This window comes from Pseudomonas sp. NBRC 111132 (assembly GCF_001320565.1).
GTDB lineage: Bacteria > Pseudomonadota > Gammaproteobacteria > Pseudomonadales > Pseudomonadaceae > Aquipseudomonas > Aquipseudomonas putida_P.
In genome coordinates this window covers 97146-114916 of sequence record NZ_BCBI01000014.1, presented here as the reverse complement: position 1 = coordinate 114916, position 17771 = coordinate 97146, and the positions used below count along the sequence as shown (strand labels likewise).

Below are 17771 nucleotides of genomic sequence, written 5' to 3'. Positions count from 1 at the left end.
AATGGCATTTTTGGTGGCACGGCCGGATGCGACGCCTTTGGCGCACCCTAGAGCGGAGATAAAATAATCAGACGCCTGGCTGTCTCTACCTCGGCTGATAAAGCAAAGGTATGTCGAATCTGCTTCCTCAGCATCCTCCTCCTCCTCTTTGGCCGCATTCTTGTCGGCAGCTTCGGCAGCTGCTGCAGTGATTGTGACGAAGCTCCCTAAGTTTATCCTTGCCGCCTGCTGAACAGTCTTCAGGTCTACCTCTTGAATTTCCTTTGGAACGTAGTTCTCATCCAGCTGAATACCACCACGCTCTTTTATGCTAGCGACCAGGAAGAAGTCGGATGCACCGGACGTATATTGGGCGCAAAGAATGTGTCCGCCGGTAGCCAACGTCCGGCCTCCCGCTTGGTGGACCAACTGGTCCATTGCAAGGTGAGTCAGCGAAACAAACTGGTCCGTATCATTTTGTTGACCAATGAAGGCGGCGAAGCGATCAGGAAACGGACCCTGACGACCATCGTTGGCGAATTGGCCGTAGACAACGCTATTGCCCTCCTTGCCAATCAAGCCATTGATGCCTTCGACAAGAAGCTTGAGAGCCGGGTTTTCTGTATTTAGAACGACTTCCTTTTTAACCACCTCGGAAACATATTCGGTATAGGCCAGCTTCTTGAAGCTGTGAATGATGGCAGTTTTTAGCGTAATCACAGGTCGACATCCCTTCGTAATATCAATATGAGATTACAAAAATCTCACCTTTCCCTGCAAATCTACCTTGGTCGCTGTGTGCATTCCGAGATGGCACAGCTGTGCGAGCAACTGTATTTACATACAGTTATTTTGTCGAGAACTGTTTGTTTTATGCAGATATATGGTCATGCCTTCAGTCCAGGAGTGTCTGAAGCCGCATGGCCGAAGGCATCTAATTCAGCATGGACAGCTTATCTGAGCTGGAAAATGGCAGCAGCGACGCTCTTTTGGCTTTTTGGGCTAGCTTTGAGGGGATCCCTGAATCTCCGGTGTCACCTCTGTGAGGCCGCTCACCGCCATGCATCAGATCTAGATTGACACGCGTGCCGCCTTGGATAGCCTTGCAATTGAGGGCTGCAACTGCGCATTTGTCGGGCCTGGGCACCAGCATGAGCCCCCCCGCAATTTTGGCAGCAGAGGAAGCTGGTTCCTTTGAAGTAGTGACGGCGGGCATTGCCGGTCGGATTCTGAACCCAAAGTCGCCAGACTGGGAGCTAAAGGATCGCTGCGACTACTCCTCATCCCTTACCGAAAAGGCACGTGCCGGTCGTGAAGGGGAAACACACTGGCCTTTACTAGGCCAATCAACTTTTGTGAGAGGGGAATAGGGTTTTCTCGGCTTTTCTGTGAAAAGTATCCCTTCATTTCACAAAAAAAACGGTCGAGCTTCCCATTTCACCGGGCCGGGCCTATCACCTATTTTGTGAACCTACAGCTCGCACAAACAGTTGACCGCCCGCCAAGGCCCCAGTCCGGGTAACCAGAGCAGGCCAAACATAAAAAACCCCAGCCTTGGCCGGGGTGGGTGATGCGTTTACTGAAAGCTGATCACACAACAGGGGTACTCGTCAGAGCTGCGTGCGGTGATGGCTAACCGGAAAAGACCCTGAACATCTGTCAGCCGGGGTTTTCCCTTGATCGAGACCAGGACCAGCAGCCGCGGGCTCACTGGCGAGCAGCCAGTTCAGCGGCCCGTGCGGCGGGAGAAGGCGTTTCTTTGATCAGGCGGGCAAGGAAAGCGGTATAACTGGCCTGCTCGTTGATGTGCATGATGTGCTCAATGAAGTCTTTTCGCTTCCGCTCCAACCACTGCTCAGCAGCGACAGGCTCGCAAGGAAGGCGCTGCGTGTAGATCACGTAGTCGTCGAGAGCAACCTGTTGTGGCCAGGTCAGTTCGGATACGTTGAGGTTGTGCATGTGGCATCTCCAGGAGGATGTAGGCTTCGTACCTAGGAGATGCTCAACAGCGAGTATGAAGGCAGCAGCACATGACTGCGCTGGACCTCCCCTTACCCGCTTACGTCGTCATCACTCATCATCGTCGAAGTTGTACATGCCCGGCGCCAGGTTCTCGAAACGGGTGTACTTGCCAATGAACGCCAGCCGGACAAAGCCGATCGGACCGTTACGCTGCTTGCCGATGATGATCTCCGCCACGCCCTTGTGCTCGGTCTCGGGGTGATACACCTCATCCCGGTACACGAACATGATCACGTCGGCGTCCTGCTCGATCGCACCGGATTCACGCAAGTCGGAGTTCACCGGGCGCTTGTTCGGGCGCTGCTCCAGGGAGCGGTTCAGCTGCGACAGGGCGATGACAGGGCAGTTGAATTCCTTGGCCAGCGCCTTGAGGGAACGGGAGATCTCGGAAATCTCATTGGTCCTGTTGTCGCCGGCAGAGCCCGGGATCTGCATCAGCTGCAGGTAGTCAACCATGATCATGCCAATCTCGCCGTGCTCACGGGCCAGGCGGCGTGTGCGTGCTCGCATTTCCGAGGGGCTGATGCCGGCGGTGTCGTCGATGAACAGCTTGCGGTTGTTGAGCAGGTTCACCGCGGAAGTCAGTCGCGGCCAGTCATCATCGTCCAGCTGGCCAGATCGCACCTTGGTCTGGTCGATGCGGCCGAGCGACGACAGCATACGCATGATCAGCGATTCACCTGGCATTTCGAGCGAGAACACCAGCACCGCCTTCTCGGACCGCAGCACAGCGTTCTCCACCAGGTTCATGGCGAAGGTGGTCTTGCCCATCGATGGCCGGCCGGCCACGATAATCAGGTCGGCCGCCTGAAGGCCGCTGGTCTTCTCATCTAGGTCGGTGAAGCCGGTCGACACACCGGTGATGTCGCTGTCGGAGTTGAACAGCGTGTCGATGCGGTCGATGGCCATGGTCAACAGGTCTTTGACACCTACCGGGCCGCCAGTTTTCGGCCGGGCTTCAGCGATCTGGAAAATCTGCCGTTCGGCCTCGTCCAGGATCTCCGCAGCATTCCGCCCTTCCGGATTGAAAGCACTGTCTGCGATGTCCGTGCTGATGCTGATCAGCTGGCGCAGGGTCGCCCGCTCCCGGATGATCGCAGCGTAGGCCTTGATGTTGGCCACCGACGGAGTGTTCTTGGCCAGCTCCGCCAAATAGGCCAGCCCGCCGACCTGGCTACTCAGACCCTCCTTGTCCAGACGCTCGTGCAGCGTGACGATGTCGAAAGGCTCGTTCAGGTCCGCCAGCTTGGCGATGGCGCGGAAAATCAGCCGGTGATCATGCCGGTAGAAATCGCCGTCGGACACCTGATCGAGCACGCGCTCCCAGGCGTTGTTATCGAGCATGAGACCACCGAGCACGGACTGCTCAGCCTCGATCGAGTGCGGTGGCACCTTCAGCGAGGATGTCTGTAGGTCGAGCTGCTCTGGTGCGTAATCGTCGTTCATGTGCATCTGATTCCGTCAGTTGGGGGCGCTATCGAGTGGAGTGGTAACAGGAGGCTTCACGGGGGCTTTCTCACGCCTTTTCGGCGCCGCCCCCTGCCCTTCCCCTCAACCTTCTTCGCAGCCCCTTCTACGAGCTTCTGGACAGGCATACGGCCAAGTCGCGGATTGGGGTCAATTCTCTCAACCCCCATTTCTTGATCGGTGAAGTCGTGGGTACCCGGCTCCAAATTGACGAAGCGTGTGTATCGCCCCTCGAAGCCGAGCCGGACGAAACCGGTGGGGCCTTCTCGCTGCTTGCCGATGATGATCTCGGCGGTGCCAGCAAACCGGGAGTCGGGGTTGTACACCTCATCCCGGTACACAAACATGATCACATCAGCGTCTTGCTCGATGGCGCCGGACTCGCGCAGATCGGAGTTCACCGGGCGCTTATCCTTGCGCTGTTCCACCGAGCGATTGAGCTGCGAGAGAGCAATCACGGGGCAATCAAATTCCTTGGCCAAAGCCTTGAGTGACCTGGAGATGGCCGAAATCTCGTTGGTCCGGTTGAGACCGCCGTATCCGGGGATCTGCATCAGCTGCAGGTAATCCACCATGATCAGGCCTATCTCGCCGTGCACACGCCGAAGCCTCCGCGTGCGGCTACGCATCTCCGAAGGGCTCAGCGCCGGCGTGTCGTCAATGAAGAAGCGATCGTTCTTGTTGAGCGCGTTGGCAGCCTTGGTCAGCTTGGTCCAGTCCTCGTTCAACAGCTTCCCGGATCGGACTCGCGACTGGTCAATGCTCCCCATGGAGGCGAGCATCCGCGTAAGCAACGCATCGCCCGGCATCTCCATGGAGTAGACCACGACCACTTTTTCCGATCGCAGAACGGCCTCTTCCACGATGTTCATGGCAAAAGTAGTTTTGCCCATGGATGGCCGGCCGGCCACGATGACCAAATCAGCTGGACGCAACAGGCTCAACTTGCTGTCAAGGTCAACGAAGCCAGTGGACTGGCCAAGGGACTCAAGCCCTGACTCATGGGCTGTCTCGATCTTCTCGACGGCCTTCCTGAGCAGTGTTTCGATGCCAACCGGACCGCCCTCCTTCGGCCGTTGGCCGGCCACAGACAGCATTTTTGCTTCGGCATCATGCACCAGATCTTCCGCGGAGCGGCCGTCAGGGGAGTTGGCGCTTTGCTCGATCTCCCCACACACTCCGATGATCTTTCGAAACTGCGACCGCTCGCTGACTACGCGTGCAAAGGGCGCGATGTTGGCGACGGACGGGGTGTTATCGGAAAGCTCTCTCAGATAGGCCAAGCCACCTGCATTCGAGAGCTCACCGGCACGTTCCAAGGCCTCCTGTGCCGTGACGACATCAAGCGCCCGCCCCTCTTCAAGCAGCCTGGCAATAGCCTTGAAAATGAGCCTATGGTCAGCGCGGAAGAAATCAGATTCGACGACCAGGTCAGAGACTCGGACCCAAGCACGCGGGTCATTCAGCAATCCGCCTAGAATGGCCTGCTCGGCTTCAACAGAATGCGGCAGCTCCCGGTTAGGGGGCTGTTCGTATTCAGCTGCTAGATGGATATGGTCGTTCAAACCTCAGGCCTTACTGGTGAAAATGCTGGGTTGGATCAAGCCGCCAGCGGCAATGAGCACCTACTGGAGGTCCTGGTCTGCGCTGACAGCTGGGTTTCGGTAACGATGTTCGTTGTTTGGGGGCCTAGAACGCAACTACCACGCGCTGGGTGGCCGGCCGGATCAGAACGTAACTTCGATCAAGGTTGCCCGGCCGGTGCGGGTTTGAAAGTCGCAAAGGCCCAACTGCACGAGCCTCGGCTGCCGGTGAGCGATGCAAGTTGCGACTTGGGCGCGAAATGCCGCCAACTCAAGCGGGAGCACTGATCGACCAGTAGCGGCCTGGATCTTCTCCCGGAATTCCTGCAGCGCCGCCTCCAGGAAAGCATCATTATCGGCCTGGCCTGAAGTTTCGGCGCTCGGTGTTGGGATCGACATTCAAACTCTCCAGGATGGGGCCATGACTACACCTGAGCTGACATGCGCAGTCGCGGATTAAGGCCAAAAAGCCGTAACACGTATCTATAATCCTGAAAGATTTACTGAATGTCAAACAGCATAGATGGTCAGCATGATGAATCGTAAAGCACCGAAAATTCTATGATTTCAGTGAAACAATCAGACCTTCATGAATGACGAAATTACAGAACAAAAGAGGATCTAAAGAGCTTCTGCCAATTCGATATCGAGCACTTGGGCCTGACTGCCCGGCACCCCTTGGATGTCCGCAGTTATGCTGCCATCGGTCTCGAAGGTAGGAGCGGCCACAAACCAACTGTACTGGTGCCCTGCCAGCAGTCGAGCTGTCTCTTTGTTCGACAGGGTTGAGCGCCAGCGCAAGATCAAATACTCCTCGACTTCCTTTCGCCCAAACGGGACCGCGCAGAAGGACACCTCATAGTTACTCGAATAAGTGCTGACCAAGCCCTTTTTGTCGCTGGTGCAAAGGCCAAACAAAGCGCAGGTTTTTTTGGCGAATGAATGATTTTTAACGTTCGTTAGGTCTCTCATCCTGGCGCGAAGTGCCGAAGTCTCCCCCACATAAACCGGAGATTTTCCCTTCCAGATCACGTAAACACCTGCGTCACGTGTGATGTCTTTTTTCCAGCCGGCGTCGCCAGCCAGTATTCGCCGCGGTGCCGCGATGATCGCAGCCTCGTAATAACGCAGTTGCTCCTGGGTTTTCAAGTGTCTCAGCTCCGGGTGCCGCTTTTGTGAGGGCCGAGCTTCATCACCCGGCCATACCGCGGAATACTGACTCAAAATGGCGCAAGACTCACTACCGATTCGCAATCGAAGGGCGGGGCTCGTGCCCCGTCACTCCAAAGTGAGACGATTGCTTTACTATCCTGCGCCAGATCTGCCCACTCCACAGCCCCACCCATTTCACATCAGCGAAAATTGAAGCAAGCCTTACTATCCTTGGACTCAATACATGCCTTCTGAAGGCCGCCAGTCGTCTCAATACTCACGATATCTCCTCTAGCTCCGGAGACTGCCCCTTCTAGCTGGTACCAGCCGTCAGTAGTTTCCAAGGTCGTGATAGTTGAAAAAGAAGAATTATGAAGCATCAACGATTTAACCTCTCCAACAGGCCGAGTGACGGTCTGTGGAGCAAAGTAGATGCACCCCCATATCACCAACCCAACGAACAACAGGACAAATGGAGCAGCGATGAGGCAATCTTTAGCCAGAACACTTAGCTCATCCCACCATCTTACAATCATATAACTTCAACGCTTTCCTATGGTTTCTGAATGTAGCTGATCTTGATTTCGTTGCGACTCTGAACCCTTTTTTTTCGCCATTTCCGGAGCGCAAAAAATGCATCGCATACCACCCCGTGCCAAATCAAAATCATGATTGTCAGGGCAAAATAGTCTGGCGGCCCATCTACGTGAGCAAGACTTTGTACGTCGAACGACTCTTCAGACGAAAAAACCTTACCAAACGCTGATATTATTAGGACAAGCACTGCAAGAACTACAGCCGAGCGCAATAAACTCAAGATAGTTAGCACAACAAACATTGACAGCGCTTTGAACGTGACCATGGTAAAGAACCTAGGTCGCTCACAAACTCCAAGCCAGTTTGTCTTCCAACCAGAACTGCCATTCTTGAGTTTTTTATTCACTTAATTCACCCTCGACTCTGCGTAGCGCTGTTGATTGACAATGGTTGCGGGCTCGTTAATGTCCCCGTCTCGGTCAGAGCTACTTCAGGCTGCAGCAGAGAAGGGTTCTCAACAGCACCTTGAGCATCACCACAATCGCGACCCCCTGCGCCAGAGGTGCTGATTAATGCTGCACGCTTTTTCTTGAATCCAAACCCATGCCCTGTAGCTAGGTGTACAAACGGCAGTGCCGCCCAGTACCCAACCACAAACGATGCAGCCTTTGCGGTGAGGCCGGGCAACGTATATGCGAAAGAGCTCGCTGTAAAAGCTGCGATGCAGACGGTGCCAACTACATAGTTGCGACGAATCTGATTTGTGGTGGGCTGCCGGCAGGGCGTAATCATGGTGCCGCCCCCTCGAACGCTGCAGACTGACGATCAACTAGCGCGCAGCGCTCCTTGACCCTGTCCAGATCCCTAACCCGGATTTCCTGCGCGCTTCGGTTGGCATTCACCAGCAGCCGAGTCGCGCATTTTGAATCCATGGTCACCGCCTGAATTTCTTCAGGCGTCGCAGAGGAGTATCCAGTCCTCAGGTTGCTCAAACCAAGGCCTTTGTAGGCCATCGGCCCACCAACCAGGGCGAGCAACGCTACTCCCCAGTAAATCGTTCGTTTTCGAATCCTATTTTCTGTAGTCGCCACGGATCACCCCACATGGATTTCTGTCCGGAGAGAAAATACCACATAACGCGTACAGATAAGACACTAGTATTGATATGATCCTGCGTCCTGGCCGCTAGGCCTTAGACAAAAGGACACCAAAGAGAAATGAAATGGGACGACATGAACAAGCGGCAACAGTGGTGGATTACCGGCTTTGTGGCTTTTAAGCTCTGGAACCAGTGGCACCTCGTGATGATTTGCGCATTGGCAACGATAGCTGCGTTCTACTACCCAATGGTTCAAATCCGGGAGATGTACGGGAACATCGCGTCAGCAATTTTTTACGCCGCAGCCTATTTTCTCTGCGCCAAGCACATCGGCTTTTGGATCATCAACCCCATTTGCGGACTGATCAGCCTCAAGGCCGTAAAGCGAGCGTACGGCCCCCTCACCCGCCGCAATGTTCGGGACTGGGTCGTAGACTGGTGCTACCAGCCGGCCGGGTTCGCTGAAGGTTCACCACTGGACATTGCACAGCTCGCCCGTGCAAACGGAGAAGGCAAGTAAACACGGATCGGTTTACCCGCTCGGTCTCGACTCCCAGACTAATCGAGACCGAGCTTTATGAAGCTCATCACTATTCAAGCGGCTGCCACACATTCTCGCAGGCGCCCCGGCTCGCCCACTCTGCAACCAAGGGACGTCGGTCAATCATCGTCCTTGGCAAGGCCATATTCGCTATGCGCAGGGCCGGGACCCCCGCTAATGTCGTACAGCTCCTCTACCGTGAAGATTTGGCCCTTATCCCCGAACAGCTCATCATCACGATTGCGCGTAACTGCTGCGCCCGTCTGCGATTTGGAGCACCACACCGCAATATCACGGATGAAAAAACCCGCAGAGATAACGCCGAAGATCAGGAATGTGAACAGGACGCCCTTCGTCACGAGCACCAGTGCTCCTACGGCCAGGAACGCCAGCAGCCCTTTCGGAACAGTGTGATCAGGATCTCGGAGATGGCTCAGGCTGCAGCCAAAAGACAACATCACGAGTGCCCCGGCGAGAGCCACGCCGATTTCCGCTTCTGCACTCCTGTCGATAGTCCCCCAGACACCCGCTCCTACGGCCCCTGCAATTGCGGCCAGATGGCGCACCAGCGCCAGCGGAGTGCGACGAATCCTATCCTCAATAGCCCAAAGAGCGCGTGTTGGCGCCATCATCCGCGGTGCCCGGACCATACCGGCAAGTCTATCCACTGCGGCCACCATCTTGCGGACTGTCGTCTGACTCACCACCGGCATGGCAGCGAGATCCTGGATCAGCTGCACGCAACGTTTGAACTCTGGCCCTGCCCGTTTAACCGAGCCTGGGTTGAAGTCGGCGAGGTCGATGCTGCCGGCGTACAAACCAAGGTAAACAGCGATTATCCGGCGTGCCGGCGTTTGTCATGCATGGTCGCTAGGAGGTACTGCTCCAGTCGCACACTCTACACTGTGCAGTGCACAGTGTAGAGTGTGACGAATAGAAGCCACTACCGAGGGGCACGACTTGGCTGCAAGCCCCGTAATCACTGGCCTGTTAACCACATTTTTGACTTGTAAATCACTGTGGTTTACAGTGAAAAAAAGTAGTTAACAAGAGGCCAGAGCATGCCGAATTTACACGAAGAAGCTAAGGCCTACATTGAGTCCATTTTAGGTGTGGCAGCGCAGATGACACCGGTGCCACTCCGGGTCCCGTACACCATCCGAGACAGCTACAAGACCTACGAGCTGAGCATCCCAATGGGGAACAGTTCGCCGCTCAACATGATGCTGCTGGTTTCCCGTGATGATGTTGCGTACCCAGGCATCGTGAAGCTACAGAAGCACATCGAGCTGGTGCGCAACGTCACCAACCAGGTAGTGGTGTACGTCTGCTGGTCCTTGTCGATTCCAGACCGCCGCAGCCTGATCATGCACCAGGTCAATTTTATCCAGCCCAGCTTCCAGATGTTCATACCGGAGTTGGCGCTGGACCTGCGTGAAAGCTTCCGTCAGCGGCGAGAGCAGAGCGAGTTAGCCGCCCTCCTCCCCGCGGCCCAAGCCATGCTTCTCTCGTGCCTCTATGCCGGGATAGCCGACGAAGCCTACTTCACCACGAACGCTCTCCGCGGCGATCTCGGCTACAGCCGCGTGACCCTCTCGAAGGCAGTGGATCAACTGACATCGCTGGGCGTAATTACACCGGCTAAAAGCGACCTTCCCTGGAAGACCTACGCTTTCAACGGATCGCCTGCAGAGGTGTTCGAAAAGGCCAAGCAACACCTACGGTCCCCCGTCAAAAAAAGAATAGGTATTACCCGCAATTCGTTCCCCATGATGCCTGGCGTGTTCATCGCTGGAGAGACTGCCCTAGCCAAGTACACGATGCTGGCGGAGCCAAAGCAGGCCGTATGGGGCATGACCAAGTATGTGTTCAAGAACATGCTGGCGAACCATGCGTTCGAGATGATCGAGGCAGTGGACGCGATCGAAGAGTGGGTGGAGATCTGGGCGTATCCGTCGCTCACAGAAAGAGAATACATAGCAGATGCAGCGTCGCTGTTTCTGAGCCTGGAAGACAACGCAGACGAACGTATCCAGATTGCACTGGATGAACTTAAGGAGCAGGTCAATTGGTTAGCGTGAAGGGTTTAGATTTGTTCGCAAAGCACTTTCGCGATTTCCGCGATAGCTACGTCCTGATCGGTGGCGTTGCCTCTGCTCTGGCGATGGAAGATGCGGGAGAGAGCTTCAGGGCCACGAAAGACCTAGACATCGTGCTCGTGATTGAGGCTCTGGACTCCTCTTTTGTAAACAGGTTCTGGGAGTTCATAAAGGCGGGAGGCTATGAGATCAAACAAAGAGGCGGTGACAGGCCCGTATTCTACAGATTCCAGAATCCCTCCGATGAAACCTTTCCGGTCATGATCGAACTCTTTTCCCGTGCACCTGAAGGCCTAGAGCATGAGGAAAACGCAACGCTAACCCCAATCCCCACCGATGAATCGGTTTCGAGCTTGAGCGCAATCCTGCTCGATGATGACTATTACGGCCTGTTGCGATCCGGCCGCCATCAGAGCGAGGAGCTGACCTACATCAGTGCTGATCGTCTCATCCCCTTCAAAGCTAAGGCCTGGCTCGACTTGTCTCAGCGCAAGGCGAGCGGAGAAGCAGTCGACTCGAAAAACATCCGGAAGCATCGGAACGATGTCTTGGCCCTGGCGGGTCTGCTGACTGGCGAGGTGATCGAGTTGCCCGAAAGCATTGCCACGGACATGAGGATGTTCCTTGAGCGCCTGGCGGTCGAAGAGATCGACTTCAAAGCGCTCAAGATTCGAGGTGACCTCAAGACGATCATCGGTCGAATTGCAGAATCCTTCGGCCTTCAGCCGACCTCATAACGCCGGCAATTCCGCGAAGCCTTTTCCAGCGCCCGGCCCCAGTTCGGGCGCAGCGAAAGCGACGACCGCGTTAATGAACTCCTTCCACTGATCAAGTGTGAAACGCATCGGCTCTAACAGCTGGCCGGTTTCTGTCCAGAGCCCGCAGCTATCCAGCTCCAAAAATTCTCCATGCTCAACGCTCCACCAGGATCCGGTCATCGAGGTGCCCCAATCGAGGCGCCCAGCGAAGAATGGCATGTTGAACATCAACAAGAACCAGAGGTGGCCGTCTTTGGCAGTAACGTACTCCCGCATCGTTCGATTGCCCAGCGCCGCGCAGACCTCTACAGCTTTGGCAGCCAACAGCTCGTCAGCACTAGGTGAATCCGTAGTGAACCCGAAAACGTGCTCCGCGAGATATCCCAGGCGGCTTTCGGACGTGTGAGCCATCTGAAGAAAGCTCCGCTCAAGCAGTTGTGAATAATCCATGTTGCTTACCTCGAATGGGCCCGCATTCGCTGGGCATGCGACAGCAGCTCTGGGCAGATGACGCGCCACACAGGTGCGTCTTCAAATCCAGCAGGCTCAACCCTGCCAGTGTCTTCAAACTTCCCGGATGCCAGATGCAGATCCAACACTTGATCGGGCAGTTGCCAGGCCGTGAATACACACCTGATCGACGGCCAACTCGGCCTCAACGAGGTTTGTTGTGAGCACGCCCCAGTGCTCACCATCCTCGTAGAGCAGCTCCAGGGCCAGCCGACCATTTGGATACAGACGTGGCCGCAATTTCGATAACTGCATTACGCTCTCCCCTGGGGCTATTTGACCGTTACTGTCTCGGTGACCACGAACCTGACCAAACCGCCCAACTTAACCTCGGCCATGCCTTGGTTACCGTCTTCGCCGACCACGTAGCCCTTCAGCTCTCGCTGATCAACTCCGTCGCAGGACAGTGTGGAGGTAGAAGTCAGATGCTTGAGCTCACGCTTGTTCCATTCCAGTGGGATGCCTAGAACGCAGCCAATTCCTGCCAGGGCCTGGGACATTTCATATTCCACCTTGCCAAACCCTCCTGCTCGTTGCTCGGTTGGAAGGACTGAGCCGAGAGCCGGATCACCGAGGTGGTACAGTTTCGAGTAGAGGATCGAGCCACTCGGAATAGTGACGTTGATCTTTTTGTCATTGCACCCTGCCAGCGACAGAGCGACACAACCGAGCACAGCAATCTTTCGAAATGGTGACATGCTTTTTCCAGTGGATGTATGAACGGTTAAACCTGCGTGGGGCTGATCAAGTTCTCGACAGCGCAGGTGCACACGTTGGCGAATCTTTGCGGCTGCTGGGGAATAACAGGTCAGGCCCGTTGCCCGCCGTCTGGGCTGAGGGCGACGCTGAGCCTTCATCCGTACCGTAGTACGTGGCATGCGCAGATGAATTACATTTTGGGCATGGAATGTCTCCTCCATGGAGCAAAGCACCTCCAGGCTCGTCACAGCTATCCTCATCCCAGAGATAGCCGTCGACGCACTGGGCATCGGGATAGTCTGCACCGAAATGCTGGCCTTGGTAATCACACCTCAGAGCTTCGTCCCTGGCCATACACCCCCCAGCAACCAAAATAATTGATACATAACGCGTATACATAAGAGATGATATCACAGGCAGCAAGCGAGATCAGGGGGTAGGGAGTGTGATTAAGTTCTTTGCTGGCCACTGGCAGAGGAGGCATGGCCTCCCCTGTTCAAGCGCTTGAGAGAGGAAGCCCCTGCTGGGCTCCTAGCTACATGCCTTGGGTGTGACCAAATGCGAGGAAGCGCTGGCAGGCCTCTGGTGACGAATCTCCCAGGTGCCACAGAGAACTTTGCGAAGCGAGATAGGCCGAGGTCTCCTCCTCCGCCAAGACAGCAAATGCGGTCGTCGAGATGATGAAACCATCGCACTTGCCGCCCATGACAGCGTCCTGCAGCACGTCCCGGTGACGTTCAATAAAGTCCAAGTTGAACTTGGTCAGTACAGCCTTTGCAAGCTCTTTGGTAGGAACGCTCACGACCTTCCCTACGGGCACCAGATCGTCCAGGTTGAGCGCAATAACCCCGCCATTTTTGAACGGTGCCAGCTGCTTTGCAGCATGGCTTACACGCTTCTCAACTCCACTCTCAGACCAGATCTTCTTACAGGCGATCGGGTAGTCACCCATGCCGAAGTCAACCAGGATGTCTGGTTCAGCAGCCTTGGCTGCTACCCCTCGGTTCTTCAAATCGGACAGCAGCACCAACTCCCAGAGAGCGTCCTTCCCTTGGGAGGTATTCCGATCATCAGGCTGCATGACACTGCCGGCCATACGCTTGAGCGCCTCCTGAATCCCTGGTTCATCTGGCAGATTGGTCACCGCATCAGCCAGACGATTCACGAAAGCCGCTTCCCAAACCACCCGGTCATCTGGCTTCACTTGCTCAGCCCATGCCAGGCTCAACTTGTCGGCCTGGCTAAGCAGTTGCGAAAGAGCACTGCCGGATCGCATCTTGATATTGCGCTGCTCCAGCACAGTCCGAACGACCTGGGCCTTAGCAGCAATTTCTTCGTAGGTATCTGTCCAAGCCTTACTGACAACATCAACGGTCTTCACTTCACAGCTCCCTTGGAAATGGCCGGTGGATTCACTGGCACAATGGCGGTGATAACAGATTGAATTCCTGCTACCACCAGCAGAATCCGCTATCACTCAGCAACACTGTGCCAGAGCGGATTCCAACCCGCACCTTCCATATGATCGAGAACAAATTCTGCCCACATGGATGCTGGCGCAGTGCTATTCGAGCGAGTCGGCCCGTGGGTTCAAGACAGCTGCAGCGGCTCCACTTCCAGCCTAGGCTTGGGGTCCCTGAACCCGGGATGTTCCAAATCCACCGTCAAGCTGCTCTCAGGGAAATCCTTCCCTACATACTTCTGCGCCCAGGACCGACGCTGCTCCGGCGTTCTACACGCACACGCACGCTCGTGGCGGCTCAGCCAGGCGTTGCAGAGCCTCTGCATGTCACGCTTGAAATTGGAGGAAAGTCGATAAGCCGCCCCGCAGAGGGAGCACAGAGCGCTGCCGGTGTTTTGTGTCATGGGTTTAGTCCGTGTGTCAGGCGCGTTGCCATAGCGCTGTGAGATGCCTCTCAGATGGCACGTAACATGAGTGCATCATGAACGCGAGGAGGTGCGGACGCTGAAATAGAAAGCGAGCACCACCCCTATCAGCGGGGCAGAAAATGCGAGTAGCTCAGTGAAGTACCTGCTCTCAGTGACAGCACTACAGAAAACACCAAACAACAGGATGAACACCACAGTTAACCCCATAAACAAGGGCAAGCGTTTGTTGAACCGTTCAGTCAGCGGTTCTGCGTGGCCGATTCCGCCGCAGGTCCCGCAAGGCAAGCCTACATGGATGCCCTTCAGTTCATTTGCTTTCACACAGGCAGCACAGGACGCGCCATCGACGGCACTATTGCAGGTGCCGGTGCGCTCGCAATGAGAGCATGGGTAGAGATTCGACTTAACTTCCATTCTGCATTTCCTGACGAAGGGGGTAGTTCTTTTGCAGGTAGGCGTCCTGTCTCAGAATCGCTCGGACGGCCCGCGTACGCGAAGACTCAAATGGGTTACCTGGAGGCGCTTTCCGCAAGTCCTTAGCCGCGAGGCTGATTTGCTTGATGCGGGACCGCAGCCAGTTGGCATCTGCGGTGTAGATGGCATCGGGATTATTGGCGAGCAGAGCACGCAGTTTATCGCTCAACTCGGCGTTGATCACCACACGCCCCAGAAGGTGGAAGTCGTGATGCTGCAGGGTCGCACAATCCTCAGCACTCATTGCAGCTAGGTTGGACGGAATGCCCGCGCAGAATTGGTCGGTCTGAAAAATCCGCTTGGCATGCGCCAGCATCACGCCGGCGGACAGCTCCCCACGCTGCAGGGGAATGATCACACGAGCGCCGGCCGTGATCCACGTGCGAACGCGCTCGGCGTGCACAGCCCACAAGTCGAGTGTTGCCGACTGATCGCCGATGACGTCCGGCGCCACGATGCTCAAAGCCCCGGGGTAGTCTGTCCGCGCCAGTACACATTCGTAGGCGAAAAACACTTTCTCCCAGCTCACGAGCTCGCCCTTCTGGAATGCAGAAAAGGCTCCCGAGTCGATGAACACGGAGCCGCCTGCATCCAAATGTCGAGGAAGCGTCCGAATGAGTTTAAGGGTGTCCAGCAGTGTGGCAACGACACCTACTGGGACACCCTCATCAACGGCGGCCCGCAGGTCCTGAGAGCTGGACATCCCCGAGTAATAAGCAACGTTCCAGGTCAACGGCATGATCTTCCACCCCTGATGCGCACACGAAATCCGCGCCGCTTCCACGCCATCGACCCAACTCGATGGCTGGGGATGCGTGGTTCAGGATCTGACCTAGATTCGCTTCGCTGATTGGAAGTAGACGTTGAAGACCTTGGATGACGCCTCGCTGATGGCGTCGTTGTAGCTGGGTGCGATCACTCGACGATAACCACCTGGCCGGCGTTATCGTGGTAGGTAACCCGCCAATTAGGCTGCTGGTCCATGTTGAGTCCTCTGCGTGCGCTGGCGCTGTTTATCTGACCTCTACCCACGCCCTGGCGGTGTTTCACGCCCGGGCGCAGAGAGGAACATCACTGAACAGAGAGAGCGGCCATGGCATCGAGCAACGCGCTTTTAACCTCGTCGGTGTCACCCTCCACCGATACGAAGGCGACGCTGTCCAGCTTCGCATATGCCTGGTGCATGGCTGCCAGCGCTTTGGGAGCGGATGTCACGGCGCGTGTGCAGGTATCGGCAAGGAGACGCTCCTGGTCAGGGTCGGCAGCCCGCACTGTAAGGTGCACGATGTAGTCTTCGTCGGCCCGGTCCATGCTCGGTACTTCGGCATGACTGTAGAGCTTGGAATCGCTGACATTTGCACGCTCGGCCGCCGGGAAATTGATCTGCAGCGCTTTCGGGCCAATGCCAGCTGCCAACGCGCTGGCCTGAAGCTGTTCCGCCAGCATCAGGCCTTCCCATGCCCCCCGCACCCACTCAACCGCGTAGCGGCCATTACGGTTGCGCTCGATCAGCATGTAGAAGGTGTTGTCATTGCCCGAGTAGCCAAAACGCTCGACGGCGATTGTCTTGATGCCCTGCTCAAATCCTGCACGCTTGTGCTCAAGCGTCTCCCGCGGATATACCTGATCCATCTCTATCACCTGTCCTATCTGGTTGGGGCCGCGAAGCTCGCGCCTAGACTGACGTTCGCCCGCACGATGCGGGCCTAGAGCACCTTTACGCGCCCTTCACTTCCGCGTAATTCCACTCCACGTGCTCGAAGGCAGCCTGCTTAGCTTCGTATTCGATTTCAGCCTGGGTGGCGTTGTCTTCGACCTCGAACTCCACTTCGGAGCCCTGAACGTCGGTCTTGATGGAACCTTTGTAGGTACGCATTGATTTGTCCTGGTAGATGACTACAGGCCAAAAGATTAAACCATAAGACAACCTTAAATCAAGGTAAAGTTGTCTTATACGCTAACTTTATCAACGATTGAGCGTGCATTCTGAACCCTGGCAACCAAGGCAGTACAGGTGTAAGACACATCGCTATTTGAGAACTACATCGTTAAATGAGAAATCACCATCAATGGATGAGAAAGACGCCCCGCTCGCTGGCGAGCCCGAACGCGCATGGCTCAGCATTCACGTCAACCAGGGCGATTTCTCAATTACCGATGGAGAAGCCTGGGTTTTTCTCAACGATCGATGTTTTATACAACAGGGAGCACCGCACATGGCAAGGATTGAGCTTGGGCGATCGAGGGACATCGGCAGACCGCCATTTCGATCTGCCTGCGTGATCATAGGGAAGAACTCGTCATACCGGCATGAGGAACGGTCTTATGCCTCAAGCTTCATGTGGAACAACGAGCCATTTCTTGAACCGTGCCGGCGCCCCAGCATAGAGCGCGTTTGGCGGCACATCCTCGGTCACCACACTGTTGGCGGCTACCACGCTGTTGTGTCCGATGCTGACACCTGGAAGCACCACACTCCCGGCCCCGATCCAAGCATTGTCGCTTACTGTGATCGGTGCGGTGTAGTCGTTGCTCTTACGACGCTCTGGATGAACATCGTGACTGGTGGTGCACAAGCGCACCTGTGGACCGAGCATGGCGTGCCGGCCGATGCGAATGGGTGCCTCGTCCAGGAACACGCAGCCGCTGTTGATGAAGGCGCCCTCCCCCAGTTCCAGATTGCCCCGTTCGAAGTAGAACGGCGGACGAATGACCACCTTGCCTTCGGTTCGGATGCCCACCTTCGACATGAGGCGGTTGGACACCTTCTTGCCGAGATCGTGAGTGTCGAGGAGTCGGATGTACTGACGCGGAGTCAACGAACGTTTGAGTTTGGCGATGAGTAGGAGCACGCGAAGGATCCGAGGTCCGAAAATGATGTAGGAGCACAAAGTATCGGCAGGGATGCCCATGACTGAAGCTGCAGGTGAAGGTTGGGCACGTTGAGACTTGTGACGTCGT

The 17771-nt window shown here is 55.9% G+C and carries 19 protein-coding genes; 3 read left to right on the top strand and 16 right to left on the bottom strand.

The genetic code is table 11. The annotated features are described in order from the left end of the window. From APH35_RS09545 to APH35_RS09520, 6 genes are all read right to left on the bottom strand, one after another. Positions 1-699, bottom strand: a 699-nt coding sequence (locus APH35_RS09545; protein WP_177335363.1) for a nucleoid-associated protein, incomplete at its 3' end; no start/stop codon positions are given. Between the two features lie 987 nt (positions 700-1686). Then, on the bottom strand, positions 1687-1938 hold the full coding sequence (locus APH35_RS09540; RefSeq protein WP_060514676.1) for a hypothetical protein: 252 nt from the start codon (positions 1936-1938) through the stop codon (positions 1687-1689). Positions 1939-2049: 111 nt separating this feature from the next. Then, a complete protein-coding gene (gene dnaB / locus APH35_RS09535; RefSeq protein WP_060514675.1) occupies positions 2050-3447 on the bottom strand; it encodes a replicative DNA helicase in 1398 nt (465 codons plus the stop codon). 56 nt (positions 3448-3503) lie between these two features. Further along, positions 3504-5033, bottom strand: coding sequence for a replicative DNA helicase (gene dnaB / locus APH35_RS09530; RefSeq protein ID WP_060514674.1), 1530 nt, complete (start codon positions 5031-5033; stop codon positions 3504-3506). A 162-nt stretch (positions 5034-5195) separates the two neighbouring features. After that, positions 5196-5450: a hypothetical protein gene (locus APH35_RS09525; protein ID WP_060514673.1), complete on the bottom strand. Its 255-nt coding sequence runs from the start codon at positions 5448-5450 to the stop codon at positions 5196-5198. Between the two features lie 222 nt (positions 5451-5672). Further along, the gene (locus APH35_RS09520) at positions 5673-6200 is read right to left on the bottom strand and encodes a GIY-YIG nuclease family protein (RefSeq protein WP_060514672.1); all 528 of its coding nucleotides are present in this window, start codon (positions 6198-6200) and stop codon (positions 5673-5675) included. Positions 6201-7957: 1757 nt separating this feature from the next. Between APH35_RS09520 and APH35_RS09505 the strand changes: the two genes are divergently transcribed. Next, the gene (locus tag APH35_RS09505) at positions 7958-8359 is read left to right on the top strand and encodes a hypothetical protein (RefSeq protein WP_060514669.1); all 402 of its coding nucleotides are present in this window, start codon (positions 7958-7960) and stop codon (positions 8357-8359) included. Between the two features lie 140 nt (positions 8360-8499). Here the strand turns inward: APH35_RS09505 and APH35_RS09500 are convergent, their stop codons facing one another. Beyond that, on the bottom strand, positions 8500-9120 hold the full coding sequence (locus tag APH35_RS09500; RefSeq protein ID WP_177335361.1) for a hypothetical protein: 621 nt from the start codon (positions 9118-9120) through the stop codon (positions 8500-8502). A gap of 321 nt (positions 9121-9441) precedes the next feature. Between APH35_RS09500 and APH35_RS09495 the strand changes: the two genes are divergently transcribed. Next, on the top strand, positions 9442-10461 hold the full coding sequence (locus APH35_RS09495; protein ID WP_060514668.1) for a hypothetical protein: 1020 nt from the start codon (positions 9442-9444) through the stop codon (positions 10459-10461). Beyond that, a complete protein-coding gene (locus APH35_RS09490; RefSeq protein WP_256213744.1) occupies positions 10458-11216 on the top strand; it encodes a hypothetical protein in 759 nt (252 codons plus the stop codon). Before APH35_RS09495 ends, APH35_RS09490 begins: the two co-directional genes overlap by 4 nt. Here the strand turns inward: APH35_RS09490 and APH35_RS09485 are convergent. The 9 genes from APH35_RS09485 to APH35_RS09450 form a co-directional block, all read right to left on the bottom strand. Continuing rightward, positions 11211-11687: a hypothetical protein gene (locus APH35_RS09485; RefSeq protein WP_060514666.1), complete on the bottom strand. Its 477-nt coding sequence runs from the start codon at positions 11685-11687 to the stop codon at positions 11211-11213. The two genes, APH35_RS09490 and APH35_RS09485, sit on opposite strands and share 6 nt — an antisense overlap. A 114-nt stretch (positions 11688-11801) precedes the next feature. Further along, a complete protein-coding gene (locus tag APH35_RS28800) occupies positions 11802-12002 on the bottom strand; it encodes a hypothetical protein (protein WP_156341204.1) in 201 nt (66 codons plus the stop codon). 17 nt (positions 12003-12019) lie between these two features. Next, complete coding sequence (locus tag APH35_RS09480; protein ID WP_060514665.1) at positions 12020-12445, bottom strand: hypothetical protein; 426 nt, start codon at positions 12443-12445, stop codon at positions 12020-12022. A 536-nt stretch (positions 12446-12981) separates the two neighbouring features. Continuing rightward, positions 12982-13827, bottom strand: a complete 846-nt coding sequence (locus tag APH35_RS09475) for a hypothetical protein (RefSeq protein ID WP_060514664.1) — start codon at positions 13825-13827, stop codon at positions 12982-12984. A 560-nt stretch (positions 13828-14387) separates the two neighbouring features. Continuing rightward, complete coding sequence (locus APH35_RS09465; protein ID WP_060514662.1) at positions 14388-14750, bottom strand: hypothetical protein; 363 nt, start codon at positions 14748-14750, stop codon at positions 14388-14390. Then, positions 14740-15549, bottom strand: coding sequence for a hypothetical protein (locus APH35_RS09460; protein ID WP_256213741.1), 810 nt, complete (start codon positions 15547-15549; stop codon positions 14740-14742). Before APH35_RS09460 ends, APH35_RS09465 begins: the two co-directional genes overlap by 11 nt. Before the next feature lie 332 nt (positions 15550-15881). Further along, positions 15882-16442, bottom strand: coding sequence for a hypothetical protein (locus APH35_RS29325; protein ID WP_256213740.1), 561 nt, complete (start codon positions 16440-16442; stop codon positions 15882-15884). An 85-nt stretch (positions 16443-16527) separates the two neighbouring features. Further along, a complete protein-coding gene (locus tag APH35_RS28795) occupies positions 16528-16686 on the bottom strand; it encodes a hypothetical protein (protein ID WP_156341203.1) in 159 nt (52 codons plus the stop codon). A gap of 454 nt (positions 16687-17140) precedes the next feature. Further along, positions 17141-17662, bottom strand: coding sequence for a DapH/DapD/GlmU-related protein (locus APH35_RS09450; protein ID WP_256213739.1), 522 nt, complete (start codon positions 17660-17662; stop codon positions 17141-17143). Between the last annotated feature and the right edge of the window lie 109 nt (positions 17663-17771).